13 protein-coding genes and 2 tRNA genes are annotated in these 12,084 nt (G+C 68.2%); 9 read left to right on the top strand and 6 right to left on the bottom strand.

From position 1 onward, the window contains the following. Positions 1-15: 15 nt before the first annotated feature. Both ACFVHK_RS01540 and dcd read right to left on the bottom strand, forming a co-directional pair. Positions 16-1,083: a glycosyltransferase gene (locus ACFVHK_RS01540; protein WP_376927281.1), complete on the bottom strand. Its 1,068-nt coding sequence runs from the start codon at positions 1,081-1,083 to the stop codon at positions 16-18. A gap of 7 nt (positions 1,084-1,090) precedes the next feature. After that, positions 1,091-1,696: a dCTP deaminase gene (dcd, locus tag ACFVHK_RS01545; protein ID WP_376927282.1), complete on the bottom strand. Its 606-nt coding sequence runs from the start codon at positions 1,694-1,696 to the stop codon at positions 1,091-1,093. A gap of 70 nt (positions 1,697-1,766) precedes the next feature. On the opposite strand from dcd, the gene ACFVHK_RS01550 reads away from it, so the two are divergent. Further along, positions 1,767-1,837, top strand: a tRNA-Gly gene (locus ACFVHK_RS01550). 612 nt (positions 1,838-2,449) lie between these two features. Here the strand turns inward: ACFVHK_RS01550 and ACFVHK_RS01555 are convergent. Continuing rightward, entirely contained in the window at positions 2,450-2,725 is a 276-nt protein-coding gene (locus ACFVHK_RS01555) for a hypothetical protein (protein ID WP_376927283.1), read from the bottom strand. A gap of 358 nt (positions 2,726-3,083) precedes the next feature. Between ACFVHK_RS01555 and ACFVHK_RS01560 the strand changes: the two genes are divergently transcribed. Together ACFVHK_RS01560 and ACFVHK_RS01565 are read left to right on the top strand one after the other, a co-directional pair. Then, entirely contained in the window at positions 3,084-5,087 is a 2,004-nt protein-coding gene (locus tag ACFVHK_RS01560; protein WP_376927284.1) for a hypothetical protein, read from the top strand. Positions 5,088-5,352: 265 nt separating this feature from the next. Continuing rightward, positions 5,353-5,424: transfer RNA gene (locus ACFVHK_RS01565), tRNA-Gly, on the top strand. A gap of 177 nt (positions 5,425-5,601) precedes the next feature. Here the strand turns inward: ACFVHK_RS01565 and ACFVHK_RS01570 are convergent. Genes ACFVHK_RS01570 through ACFVHK_RS01580 form a run of 3 tightly spaced genes read right to left on the bottom strand, consistent with a single transcriptional unit; the run spans position 5,602 to position 7,274 of the window. Then, positions 5,602-5,991: a DUF805 domain-containing protein gene (locus tag ACFVHK_RS01570; RefSeq protein ID WP_376927285.1), complete on the bottom strand. Its 390-nt coding sequence runs from the start codon at positions 5,989-5,991 to the stop codon at positions 5,602-5,604. A gap of 43 nt (positions 5,992-6,034) precedes the next feature. After that, positions 6,035-6,307, bottom strand: coding sequence for a hypothetical protein (locus ACFVHK_RS01575; RefSeq protein ID WP_376927286.1), 273 nt, complete (start codon positions 6,305-6,307; stop codon positions 6,035-6,037). A 52-nt stretch (positions 6,308-6,359) separates the two neighbouring features. Beyond that, positions 6,360-7,274 carry an NAD(P)/FAD-dependent oxidoreductase gene (locus ACFVHK_RS01580; protein ID WP_376927287.1) on the bottom strand — a complete coding sequence of 305 codons (915 nt, stop codon included), beginning with the start codon at positions 7,272-7,274 and terminating at the stop codon, positions 6,360-6,362. 77 nt (positions 7,275-7,351) lie between these two features. Between ACFVHK_RS01580 and ACFVHK_RS01585 the strand changes: the two genes are divergently transcribed. From ACFVHK_RS01585 to ACFVHK_RS01610, 6 genes are all read left to right on the top strand, one after another. Then, on the top strand, positions 7,352-7,954 hold the full coding sequence (locus ACFVHK_RS01585) for a helix-turn-helix domain-containing protein (protein WP_376927288.1): 603 nt from the start codon (positions 7,352-7,354) through the stop codon (positions 7,952-7,954). Positions 7,955-8,082: 128 nt separating this feature from the next. Next, positions 8,083-8,526, top strand: a complete 444-nt coding sequence (locus ACFVHK_RS01590; RefSeq protein WP_376927289.1) for an SRPBCC family protein — start codon at positions 8,083-8,085, stop codon at positions 8,524-8,526. Beyond that, the gene (locus ACFVHK_RS01595; protein ID WP_376927290.1) at positions 8,523-9,080 is read left to right on the top strand and encodes a TetR/AcrR family transcriptional regulator; all 558 of its coding nucleotides are present in this window, start codon (positions 8,523-8,525) and stop codon (positions 9,078-9,080) included. Before ACFVHK_RS01590 ends, ACFVHK_RS01595 begins: the two co-directional genes overlap by 4 nt. A 246-nt stretch (positions 9,081-9,326) precedes the next feature. Further along, complete coding sequence (locus ACFVHK_RS01600; RefSeq protein ID WP_376927291.1) at positions 9,327-10,343, top strand: TerC/Alx family metal homeostasis membrane protein; 1,017 nt, start codon at positions 9,327-9,329, stop codon at positions 10,341-10,343. Between the two features lie 206 nt (positions 10,344-10,549). Continuing rightward, positions 10,550-11,152 carry a hypothetical protein gene (locus ACFVHK_RS01605; RefSeq protein ID WP_376927292.1) on the top strand — a complete coding sequence of 201 codons (603 nt, stop codon included), beginning with the start codon at positions 10,550-10,552 and terminating at the stop codon, positions 11,150-11,152. Positions 11,153-11,224: 72 nt separating this feature from the next. Then, complete coding sequence (locus ACFVHK_RS01610; RefSeq protein WP_129232903.1) at positions 11,225-11,920, top strand: ion transporter; 696 nt, start codon at positions 11,225-11,227, stop codon at positions 11,918-11,920. Positions 11,921-12,084 lie beyond the last annotated feature (164 nt).

The raw sequence follows: 12,084 nt of genomic DNA on the forward strand, positions 1-12,084 counted from the left end.
ATCGGCGCGCGTCGTTCACACGCTTCTCATGACGCGGTCGATCACCCGCTCGATGCGGGCGACGTGCGCGTCCCGGCGGAACGTCCGTCCCCAGTCGCGTACGGCCACCGGATCGGCGCCGCGCGCGACCCCGATCGCCTCAGCGAGGTCGGAGACGGTGGCGGATGCCGCATGCGCGCCGCTCACGCCGGGCTTCACCGTCTCGAGATACCCACCCGCCGCGATCGTCGCGGCCGGGGTTCCCTCGAGCGCCGCCTCGAGCACCGTGAGGCCGAAGTCCTCGCGGCCCGCTCCGATCACCACGGCGGCGTGCCGGTAGACCCAGCAGAGCTCGGCGTCGCTCACCCGGCCCAGCCCGTGCACGCCCGCGTCGGGATCGTCGAGCGTCTCGGAGCCGCTTCCGACGACGGCGATCGGCAGCCCCGCCTCTCGGGCGGCGTCGACGGCGAGGCGCACGTTCTTGTAACCGCGGTCGCGCGCGACGACCACGGCGAAGTCGTCGGGCAGCGCGCGCCGCGGGGGCGCGGCATCCGTCGCCACCGGCTCGACCGGGGGATGCACGACGGTCGAGTCCAGTCCGTACGCCAGCCGGATGCGCTCGCGGGTCACCTCGGAGTTCGCGATGATCGCAGTCGCCCGCGCCATCGCCTCGGCGTCGCCGCGACGGAGGATCGGCGTGCTGACGGCCAGCCCCGCACGGCGCACGGCGCTGAGCCGCAGCCGATAGTCGTCGGCGGCGTACAGCCACCGCGCCGGACTGTGCACGTAGACGACGTACGGCATCTCATAGCGGAATCGATGCGCCCACCCGCTCGACGACGCGAGGGCGACGTCTCCGCCGAAGACCGTCGTTCGAGCCGCGATCGCCGGCAGCGCCGGGAGCATCCGTTCGACCTGACCCGACATCGCCGACGGGATGCTCGCCCGCACGTCGAGGTCGCGGAACGGCTCGAACGTCGTCTCTGGACGGTATGCGAGGGTGAAGACCCGTGATGCCCCGAACCCCGCCGCCCATTCGGCGACGACGCGCTCGGCGCCGCCCACCTGCACGAGGTAGTCGTGGGCGAGGACGAGGTCGGTCACAGCCGGCTCACGCCCCGGTGGAGCCGGCGTCGGTCACTCCGACATCCGCCCGGCTGAAGTTCTGGAACGAGCGGGATGCGGTCGGCCCGCGCTGCCCCTGGTAACGCGACGAGTACTCGGCCGAACCGTACGGTCGCTCGCTCGGCGAGGAGAGCCGGAAGAAGCAGAGCTGGCCGATCTTCATGCCGGGCCAGAGCTTGATCGGGAGGGTGGCGACGTTGCTGAGCTCGAGGGTCACATGACCGGTGAAGCCCGGGTCGATGAAGCCGGCCGTCGAATGAGTCAGGAGGCCGAGGCGGCCGAGCGAGCTCTTGCCCTCGAGGCGCGCCGCGACATCGTCGGGGAGCGTGACCGCCTCGAACGTGGACGCGAGCACGAACTCGCCCGGATGCAGCACGAACGCCTCGTCGGGGCGCACGTCGATGAGGTGCGTGAGCTCGGGCTGATCCTCGGCCGGATCGATGAACGGGTACTTGTGGTTGTCGAACAGCCGGAAGTACCGGTCGAGGCGCACGTCGATCGACGACGGCTGGATCATGGCGGGGTCGTACGGGTCGAGCCGGATGCGCTCGCGGTCGAGCTCGGCCCTGATGTCGCGATCCGAGAGAAGCACGAGGTCAGCCTACCGAGGGGGCGCCTGCGCCTTGCTACGATGGTGTCCGCGGCGTCGACGGATGCCGCATGCCGATGTAGTTCAATGGTAGAACTTCTGCTTCCCAAGCAGACAGCGCGGGTTCGATTCCCGTCATCGGCTCTTCGACAATTCCCTGATCAGAGGCACTTTCCATGCTCCGGCAGTGGGCGCGCGATCCGACAGATCGCGCGGAAACAGTCCACGCGAATACACCTCGATGGGTTTACTCCGGCTGATCAGGGATTTCGACTCCAACGGAGCCGGGACTCTCGATTGCTACATCGCTCTCGTAGTCACTTAATAGTCACAAATTCCCGCGGACAGTGGCCTCGGCGGCAACCTCCCGAACTCGACACCGCTCGCTCGCGCGTCGTCGGCGCGCGCAAGTCTGACCCCGCGCGGGGCTACCGAACCTCGGGCTCTGGGCAGTCGGCCGACTGAGGAGATGACAGCAGCGTCGTCGTCGGTCTGCGCCGGCGGAAGGATGAGCCCTCAGCGGCATACTCAGGTGCGGAATTCGTGTCGGAGCGGCTCTAGCCTGCCTGGTGCGTCGGTGGCCGGCATCCATTCGCAGCACATGCTGTACCGGGTCCTGCGTCGCAGCCCAAACCGTGTCGAGATCCGCCCTGATAGTCGTCTCGACGTAGATGCTGCGGGGAACACGCATCGACACCAAACGAACAGAGCACTTCGGGTCTCTTAGCCCGCTTCGGCGGTTCCTCAAACGATCGGTTACTCGGCCACGCGACGGCGACGGCCGAGGGCGAAACCACCGACGGCAGCGAGTCCGATGAGGCCCACAATCGCCAGGACCCCGCCGGCAATGGCTGCCTGCGTCAGGACTGTGAACCCGCCGGGGACGAACACCGCATCGGAGAGCAGCTGGTAGGCGAACCATCCGAAGGACGCTGATGCCTGAGGCGCAAGGAGGATCACCAGCGCACCGGTGGCTACGAGGACGCTCGAAAGGATAAGCGCGACGAGTAGGGACGCCGGCATTCGCTGCATGGCGTCACACTACTGAGCATTGCCGCCTGCAGGCTCGCAGTGATGGATCCCCAACCGGGCACTGCGCGAGAGCGGCGGGTCGCGTACGCGCGTGGATTCGTGCGTTTGTGGTTCGCTCGCGCACCTCGCGAGGATCGCAGCGTCGCGCCGCGGCGGGGTTGGCTCTTCGGGAGGTGAGGTCGCTGAGGCACGCAGGCGTCCTCTTGTGCGCGTGAAAAGGCGGGACTAGCGTCGGCAGCATCTGGGGAGGTCGTGGCCTCGCGGCGCTGCGCTGGCGCGGAACAGTGACACCGCCAAGGACAAGTACGTCCCACCCGCCAGCGAGCGGCGCTGACGGATCGTCGGGAAGGTGAGGCAGATGAAACTCCCGTCTGTTCGTGGCGCGGCGCAGGTCGCTATCGGCATGCTCGCGATTGTCGCCGTCGGTGTGGGCACCAGCGTGGACTCGGCGCCCGCGATCGCCAAGACGGCACCGCCGCCTCCCACGCTGAGTGATCCCCCGACCTCCGCCGTCACCGACCTGCTCAGCTCCATCGTCAAGGGTGCCGGTGGCCAGGTCGGCAGCACGCTCGCGGGCTGGGTGCTGCCCAGCGCGGGCTCGGCGAACCAGGACGCCGCGGTGCTGGACCAGATCAGCACCGAGCTCGACGCGATCGAGCAGACTCTCACCGATATCGAGTCGGAGATCGCCGCGCTCACCAACGCGGTCGACAAGCTCGACTGCGATACCTGGATCCAGAGCGCCGAGCCGATGGTCGACGCCATCAGCAACCTCTGGGACCCCAACGCCGCGTCCTCGGGACCTCTCGGCGGGTCGGTGCCCCAGCAGTCCTATCAGGGCATCGTCGCCGAGGCGCAGAACAACACGGTCACCGTCGCCGACATGCAGGTCTGGGCCGACCAGGTCTTGAACAACAACAACGAGGGTATCGGTGGCAAGAGTGTCCAGGACTACCTCGAGGACCTCGCTACCACCCTCATCGCACCGGCCGCCAACACCGGACTCCTGCAGAGCTGCCTGTCGCAGCCCGCGAACCTGCCGACCAACTACGCGGGACAGACGGACGACGTCTACTACAACACGGTCATCGCGCCGCTGATCGGCTACTACGAGACCATCCAGGTCGAGGGCGTCACCATGGTGGTCGAGGCGATGAACTTCGAGGCCTGGCAGGCAGCCAAGTCGCCGACGTCGACGGTCGAGACCATCACGAACCTGCCCGAGACGATCTGCGGGTCCTCCGCTACCGGCGGCGTGCTGTCCTGGTGCGAGAACGCCGATTGGGCGGTCCTCGGCGAGGACGGACAGTCCGGGGTACGCGGTCGGATCGCAGATCAGCTCACGTTCGGCGGCGCGCCGTACACCACAGATCCGACCGTGAACTCCCAGCCCGTCCACCTCTACGTCGGATCCACCACCCTGTGGGCGTCCGACCCGAGCGTCTTCAACTCGATCAACAGCGACTCGAGCTGCCCGGGACTGAACTCGAACGCCCCGTGCGGGATCCTTGCCGGGACCTACAGCGACACCGCGATCGGCGGCTCCTACGGCGGCTACGGCACAAGCTACGGCGGGACGTGGGGAGCCGCCCCGATGGGGCAGATCCAGGACATCTACAACACCGGCCCGAGTTGGGGCACGTACACGAACGGTGCCGACTATCTGATGAGCGCGCGCGGGTTCTCCGGCATCCCGGTGAACACGATCTTCGTGACCAACTATGCCTTCACCATCCAGCCGTTCAGCAATGTGCACCTGACAACGCAGGTGTATGCCTTCATGGACACGGGCTTCAGCCCCGGGGTCTTCTACCCGATCTACGACCCGCAGACGGCTGGCGACTACTTCAACTCCTTCGCGGGCCTGCAGGTGCCCGCCGGGTCCAACGACTCCTGCACGAACACCGTTCCCAACCCGGCTCTCCCGCCGGCCAGCGCGAACGACGGCTTCTACGAGGGCACGTCGACGTGGTGCGGCATCGACACCACCGGCGACTGGACCAGTGGCCCACCCGGATGGACCACCACCGCCGCCAAGTCGCACCCCCAATTCCGCCTGCCCGTCTTGGACGTGACGGCGCTGCAATGCGCCGACGAGCTCAATTCGACCAATCTGTTCGGTGCGTACACCATGTGCGGCGACAACTTCTACGCCTGGCTCGATGCGCTGGTTCCGCCCGCCGAACCGCGTCAGGCCGCCAACCTGAACAACGGGGTGGCCCATGGGAAGAGTGGCGTCATGGGCGGCCAGAAAAAGGATCGCACCATCTACGTCGGCGACCTCACGCTCCCCAACGGCTCCGACAGCCCCAGCTCGCCACTGAAGAAGATGCAGGACAAGACCCACCCGTCCGGGAAGTAGCGGAAGACACAGGACTCGATGAGGGACACATCGTCATCGAACTGCGCTGAGCAGCCTCGATCGCCAACCGTGCGGCGAACGGTGGAAGGACGACAGCGTGCCGTGCGGGGGCGTTGCGATCCCCCGAGTCGCAGCAGCGCGCCCCGCTGCGAGGTGAGGTCCGGATCGGCGGCTAGTCACTCGGCCCCACGACGGCGGCGTCCGGCACACGTGCCCATCGTCGAGCACTCGTCGCGGGGATCGACTCCGATCCGGCAATCGCGGCGCGGAGTGAATCACTACTGGATGACTTCTGCTTCCCAAGCAGACAGCGCGGGTTCGATTCCCGTCATCCGCTCTTCGTGAATTTTGCCTGATCAAAAGAGATTTCTGGCAAAATGCCGACGTCATCGATCGGTGCGGTCTTGCCGCGTCACGGTGCGCCGACGGTTGAGGATTCGACGTGTTCTCGTGAGCGCACGCCGCACGCCCCTCGGGTCATGGGCCTCGAGCAGAGCCGTGGTCATCTCTGCACTCATCGGAGCACCGCTGGAGGAGTGACGGGCACCGGGGCGGTGGCGCGAACAGCCGACGGCTGAGCGCAGAGCACAGCGATCACGATCGCGCCGCAGACGGGAAGGAAGGCCCAGAAGATGTGGCCCCAGCTCGAGCCCACGTCGCGGAGACGACGGACGGTGACGGCGAGCGTGGGCAGGAGCACAGCGAGCTGCCAGACGGGGGTGAGTGTCGGCGCGCTCCACGCCGTTCCCTCTGTGGAAGCGAAGGTCGGAACGGGCAGGGCGGCCAGGGCGGTGGCGACGAGCGCGGTGAAGAGGATCCACCACCAGAACTCGGAGCGACTTGCGGTGCCGGAGAAGTCAGCGTAGCGGCGGAACCCGCTACGGATCGACTGCGCGAGGCTCATGGGATTTGCCTTTCGGACGTGAGGATGATGTTGAGCGGGAGGTTCAGAGGCCGCGCCGTGCGGCGATCCGCGCGATGATCACGCGTCGTGCACGGTGGAGCCACGGCATGATGCCGTAGATCACGATCGGCACCGCGACGGTGGCGAGGATCAGGGTGCGGGCGACGCTCGGCATGCCGTCGAGCACAGGTCCGAGGAGCAGGTTCAGTGCAGTGAGGGTCGGGAAGACGGCGACCCAGATCATGAGCGCCAGCTGGTGCGTGCTCGGCGGCGGCAGCTGGGGGGCGATCGTTGCGGCGGATTCGGTTGCGGACATGGTGGTTCTCCTTGGTCGTTCGGTGCTGCAGACGGGACGGGACGGCGTGAGGTCAGCCGTCGGAGCGGGCTGAGAGGGCGTGTTCGACGTCGTCCTCGACGAGTTCGGCGTTGATGGCGATCGCCGCGGCGGAGCCTTGACCTGCGGCCGTGATCACCTGCGCCCGGGGGTCGACGGCATTGCCGGCAACGCGTACGCCGGGCACCGAGGTGCGGCCGAGGGCGTCGTGTTCGACCCACCCGTTCCCGTCGATCCGGCAGCCGAGCCGGAAGAGCAGATCGCTGTTCGGCACGAATCGAGGTCGCACGAATACGGCGGCTCGGGTGACGATGGTGCCATCGGCGAGCTCGATGCCGCGCACGCGATCGTCGCGAACGACGATGCGAGTGACGACGCCCTCGACGAGACGGATGCCGCGGGCGGCGAGGAGTGCCCGATGAGCCTCGCTCGGGGCATCGGTGTGCGAGAAGAGCGTGACGTCATCCGACCATTGCCTGATCAGCAGTGCATGCTGGACGGCTTCGGCGTTCCCGCCGAGCACGCCGAGGGGCTCGCCGCGGACTTCGTGACCGTGGCAGTACGGGCAGTGGAGCACGTCGCGTCCCCACCGCTCGTGGATCCCGGGGATGTCGGGCACGTCGTCGGTGAGTCCGGTCGCGACCAGGAGCTTCCGCGCTCCGAGTTCCCGGCCGCCGGCGAGGTGCACGCGGAATCCCGGCGCGGCGTTCGTCGCCGTGTCGTCGATCAGCACGCCCCCGTACTGCTCGACCTCGCCGCGGCCCGCGGCGATCAGTTCACGCGGGGCCATTCCGTCGCGCGAGAGGAAGCCGTGCATGGCCGTCGCCGGCGCGTTGCGGGGTGCGCCCGCGTCGACCAATGCGACGGTTCTCTGGGCGCGGAGGAGGACGACCGCGGCGGTCAGGCCCGCGGCGCCGCCGCCGATGATCACGACATCGAACTCGTTCATGGTCCAACCATGAGGTTGAGGCTCCCGTACAGCAATGTTCGTTGCTGAAACTGGGATCGATGCAGTGAGATGAGGGCATGGATGACACGACGCTCATCGACGCGGCCCTCGACGCAGTCGGTCCGAGACTCAAGCGCCTGCGCTCCAAGCTCGGCGTCACGCTCAGCGAGCTGTCGGAAAGGACCGGCATCTCGAAGAGCACGCTGTCTCGTCTCGAGACCGGCCAGCGCAAACCGAGCCTGGAACTGCTGCTCCCACTCGCCCAGGCGTATCGCGTCCCACTGGACGAACTGGTCGGCGCCCCGGACGTCGCCGACCCACGCGTGCGACTGAAGCCCCGGCGTGTGCACGGTCGCACGGTCATCCCCCTGACCCCGAATCCCGGCGGCGTGCAGGCATGGAAGATCCTGATCCCCGCGAGCCAGAACCAGCCCGACCTGAAGAGCCATGAGGGGTACGAGTGGATCTACGTCCTCTCCGGGAAGATGCGACTCATCCTCGGCGCGCACGACCTGGTGATGGCCGCGGGCGAAGTGGCCGAGTTCGATACTCGGCTGCCGCATTGGTTCGGCAGCGCAGACGGCGAGCCGGCCGAAGTGCTCAGCCTCTTCGGACGGCAGGGCGAGCGCGTGCACGTCCGCGCCAAGTCCGCAACCCGCCGCACTGCCGACAGCACCTGAATCGGGCCGAGGCTCCAATCGGCGGCCGCGGGCCGCCACCGGAGTGCGGGAATGCGCCACCGGCTATCAGCGTTAGCCTCAATTGGCTAACACTGATAGCCTCGACGCCAACGGCAGGAGACCGCGCCATGAGCACCACCATCACGACCACGATCGACATCGCCGCCGACCCGGACACCGTCTGGACCGTCCTCACCGACTTCGCGTCCTACTCGGAGTGGAACCCGTTCATGAGCCGCGTCGAGGGCACTCCCGAGGTCGGCAGCACGCTCGTCGTCCGACTCACGCCCGCGGGCGGCCGCGGCATGACGTTCAAGCCGACCGTCCTCACGGCCACCCCGGGGCGCGAGTTGCGCTGGCTCGGCAAGCTCGGCTTCGGCGGCCTGTTCGACGGAGAGCACTTCTTCGTCTTGGAGCGCGGTGCCGATGGCGGCACGCGGATGACGCACGGCGAGAAGTTCAGCGGCATCCTCGTCAGCCTGATGGGCGGTGCTACGAAGGACGCCGACGATGGCTTCGACGCGTTCAATCGCGCCCTCAAGCACCGGGCGGAGAAGGTGGTCGCGAGATGACCTCGCCGAGCGAGGCGACTGAGACGGGGCTGCCCAGGGCGGGGGGTTCCGCGCGCAAGGCCCAGCTGGTCGCCGCTGCACGGCACCTCCTCGAGACGGAGGGGGTCGAGGCGGTCACGATCCGACGGCTCGCAGCCGCCCTCGGGATGCGTGGCCCGTCCCTCTACAAGCATGTCCCCGACAAGGCGGCCATCGAGGCCGCGGTGGCCATCGACGGGCTGACCGAGCTGGCCGAGGCGGTCCGAGGCGTTCCCGCGACCTTCACCGACGTTTCCCGCGCCTACCGGGGGTGGGCCTTGGCGCACCCCCACCTGTACCGCCTCCTGAACACGCACCCCGTGGACCGCAGCCGCGTCCCGCCGGAACTGGAGGACCGCGCCGCCGAGCCGCTCATCCTCGCCACCGGTGGCGATCTCGACCTCGCCCGCGCCGCGTGGGCGACGGTCAACGGACTGGTCGACCTCGAACTGGCCCGTCGCTTCCCGCCGGGCACCGACATCGACGCGGTGTACTCGGCCGCTGCACGCGCCTTCGACACGGCTCGGGCCGACTGACCCCGAGACCACGGCAACCCGAAGCCCGACGACCTCCACCTGCCCGCGTCGAGATCCGCGAACGCGAATCCATCCAGGGAGGCAACACTCAGCGATGATCCTCTAGACTCCGAAGTCCAAGGGGAGTACTCCGGCACGGTCGCTCGTCATTACGGATGCACGTCGCATCCCGGGCCATCGGTTCCCGATCAGGGGATGGAGAAGACCTTGGCGTCGATTCCGTTCACGCCAGGTTTGGAGCTTCCCTTGAACGTCACCCCTCTCGTCTGGGTCATCACGATCGCGGTCACGGTCGCGTTCTTCATCTACGAGTTCTTCGCCCATGTGCGCAAGCCGCACGAGCCGACGATCGGGGAGTCGGCTCGATGGTCGGCGTTCTACATCGGTCTCGCGCTCCTGTTCGGCGTCGGCATCGGCGTCGTCTCCGGCTGGACGTACGGGGGTGAGTACTTCGCGGGATACCTGACCGAGAAGGCGCTGTCGATCGACAACCTGTTCGTCTTCCTCATCGTGATGACGAGCTTCGCCGTGCCGAAGTCCTACCAGCAGAAGGTGCTGATGATCGGCATCGTCATCGCACTGATCCTGCGCGGCGTCTTCATCACCGTCGGCGCCGCACTGATCGAGAACTTCACGTCCGTCTTCTACCTGTTCGGTGCGCTGCTGCTGCTGCTCGCCTACCAGCAGGCGTTCGCGCACGGCGGTGCGGACCCCGCCGACGGCAGGTTCATGCGCTTCGTCCGCCGTCATCTCCGGGTGACGAACGAGTACCACGGGGACCGGCTCACGGTGTCGAAGGACGGCCGGCGATGGGCGACGCCCATGTTGCTGACCATCATCGCCATCGGCTTCGTCGACCTGATCTTCGCCGTCGACTCGATCCCGGCGATCTACGGGCTGACCGAGGAGGCCTACATCGTCTTCACCGCCAACGTGTTCGCCCTGATGGGGCTGCGGCAGCTCTTCTTCCTCATCGGCGGCCTGCTCGAGCGACTGGTCTACCTCGCGCAGGGACTGGCGGTCATCCTGGCCTTCATCGGCGTGAAGCTGCTCATCCACGCCCTGCACAAGAACGAGCTTCCCTTCGTCAACGGCGGCGAGCCGGTCACCGTGATCCCCGAGATCCCGATCTGGCTGTCGCTGCTGTTCATCGCGGCGACGATCGCGGTGGCGACCGTCGCCAGCCTCGTCAAGACCCGCGGTGACCGCCGCGCCCCGACGACCGATCGGCAGTCGACGGATGTCAGCGGCGGACGCCGGTGACATCCGTGTGCGCGTCGCCTCCCGAGCGGAGCTCGCGGACCTCATCCACGCGTCCGAGGTTCCACTCGCCCCTTGATTCGCCGTCGCGACAGGCGCACAGTGGAGGCAGGGAGGGAGGTCCCATGCGAGGCGCAGAATTCCATCCGGACGTCGTGCCGATCCTCTCACCGGGACGGCATCGCTCACCGCGACGAGGCGCGTGCTTCATGGAGTTCGCGTCGTTCCTCGCGGGTGAACCCTGGAGCGATCGCCCCGCGTGCACGCACGGCACCCTGTCGCACCTCGCCCGATTGGTCAACGATCGGACGAGTGACGCGGGCCGCGCACGTCTCACCGCGCTCATCCCGTCGGTCGTCGGCCTGACGAGCGACGATCCGATCCTCGACGTGCTCCTCGCCGTGCGGGCGGCGCACGCGGCGCTTCCGGTCGCCGCCGAGGAACGCCAGCGGTCGCAGGCGGTGGGTCTCCGCTCGGCGATGGTCGCGCTCGCCGGCCGCGACGACGACGTCTCCGCGGCGGCGCGCGAACTCGCCGAGTCGGCACTGCGGTCCGCCCCGGCAGCCGACACCTGGGCGGTCCGGTTCATCGACGAGGTCGGTCGGGGCCGCCCGCGCACGTCGGTGAAGCAGTGCCGCCACGTCATCACCGGGGCGGTCGACGGGATCGCGACGGCCGCGGTCGGAGATCGCGACGATCGGCTCGTCGCGCTGCTCGCCGCGGCGGTGTCGGACACCGAACGGTTCGTCGGCAGGTCGGCCGAACCGACGGACGGCGTCCGCGAGCGGTCCGCAGCGCCCATCGCGACGTAGTCGCCCCCGCAGCCTCGCCGCCCTCCCTCGTGGCTCCCGTTCCGCACGGTACGTCCGTGCCATGATCCACGCATGGCGAAGCCGCGGAGCGAGCTGAAGAGCACCGGGTATGAGATCTTCGTCGGTGCGCTGTCGGTCCTCTCGATCGTCAACCTCGTCCTCATGTACGCGCTCGTCGACGACGCGGCGCTCGACACCGTGCTCGCCGTCATGAACGCGGTCTTCAGTGCCGTGTTCCTCGTCGACTTCGCCTATCGGCTGGCGACCGCCCCGCAGCGCGGGGCGTACTTCTTCCGCCATTTCGGATGGGCGGACCTCCTGGCGAGCCTGCCGTTCGCGCAGTTGAAGGTCCTGCGCCTGTTCCGGATCATCCGAGTCATCCGCCTGTTCCGGGAACTCGGAGCGCGCACGATCTGGCGGACCCTCGTGCGGGACCGCGCCGGGAGCGCCCTCTACGCGCTCCTGCTGATGGGCGTGCTGGTGCTGCAGTTCGGGAGCCTGACGATGCTCTACCTGGAGCAGGACGCGCCCGGCGCCAACATCACCACGGCGTCGGACGCGCTCTGGTACACGGTCGTCACGATCTCGACCGTCGGCTACGGCGACGAGTACCCGGTCACGAATGCGGGCCGGTTCGCGGGCGCGCTCATGATCGTCGTCGGCGTCGGCATCTTCGGCACGTTCACCGGCTACCTCGCGAACCTGTTCCTCGCGCCGCGGAGGGCCGAGCGCGACGGAGCCGGCGCGGAGGAGCCGCCGGCGGCCTGAGTGCATCACCGCTGCATCGCGGTGGGGCACGGCCACCGATCGGCGGACCCGCGCCCCCGGACGGAGAGCCGGGAGCGCGTCCTCGAGTCCCCCCGGACTCTCGACACCCCCGACCCACCGGAGAATGGCGGCGGCGGATCCGTCCCCAGACCGTCCGCCTCGCC

Origin of the sequence: Agromyces binzhouensis (assembly GCF_042672355.1) — a bacterium.
Lineage (GTDB): Bacteria > Actinomycetota > Actinomycetes > Actinomycetales > Microbacteriaceae > Agromyces > Agromyces binzhouensis.

Bases quoted from the DNA above. Each gene is read 5' to 3' on its own strand.
- ACFVHK_RS01585 (WP_376927288.1), top strand. From the start codon at position 7,352: ATGGATGACACGACGCTCATCGACGCGGCCCTCGACGCAGTCGGTCCG.
- ACFVHK_RS01570 (WP_376927285.1), bottom strand. From the start codon at position 5,991: ATGAGCCTCGCGCAGTCGATCCGTAGCGGGTTCCGCCGCTACGCTGAC.
- ACFVHK_RS01595 (WP_376927290.1), top strand. From the start codon at position 8,523: ATGACCTCGCCGAGCGAGGCGACTGAGACGGGGCTGCCCAGGGCGGGG.
- ACFVHK_RS01610 (WP_129232903.1), top strand. From the start codon at position 11,225: ATGGCGAAGCCGCGGAGCGAGCTGAAGAGCACCGGGTATGAGATCTTC.
- ACFVHK_RS01590 (WP_376927289.1), top strand. From the start codon at position 8,083: ATGAGCACCACCATCACGACCACGATCGACATCGCCGCCGACCCGGAC.
- ACFVHK_RS01580 (WP_376927287.1), bottom strand. From the start codon at position 7,274: ATGAACGAGTTCGATGTCGTGATCATCGGCGGCGGCGCCGCGGGCCTG.
- ACFVHK_RS01605 (WP_376927292.1), top strand. From the start codon at position 10,550: ATGGAGTTCGCGTCGTTCCTCGCGGGTGAACCCTGGAGCGATCGCCCC.
- ACFVHK_RS01575 (WP_376927286.1), bottom strand. From the start codon at position 6,307: ATGTCCGCAACCGAATCCGCCGCAACGATCGCCCCCCAGCTGCCGCCG.
- ACFVHK_RS01560 (WP_376927284.1), top strand. From the start codon at position 3,084: ATGAAACTCCCGTCTGTTCGTGGCGCGGCGCAGGTCGCTATCGGCATG.
- ACFVHK_RS01555 (WP_376927283.1), bottom strand. From the start codon at position 2,725: ATGCAGCGAATGCCGGCGTCCCTACTCGTCGCGCTTATCCTTTCGAGC.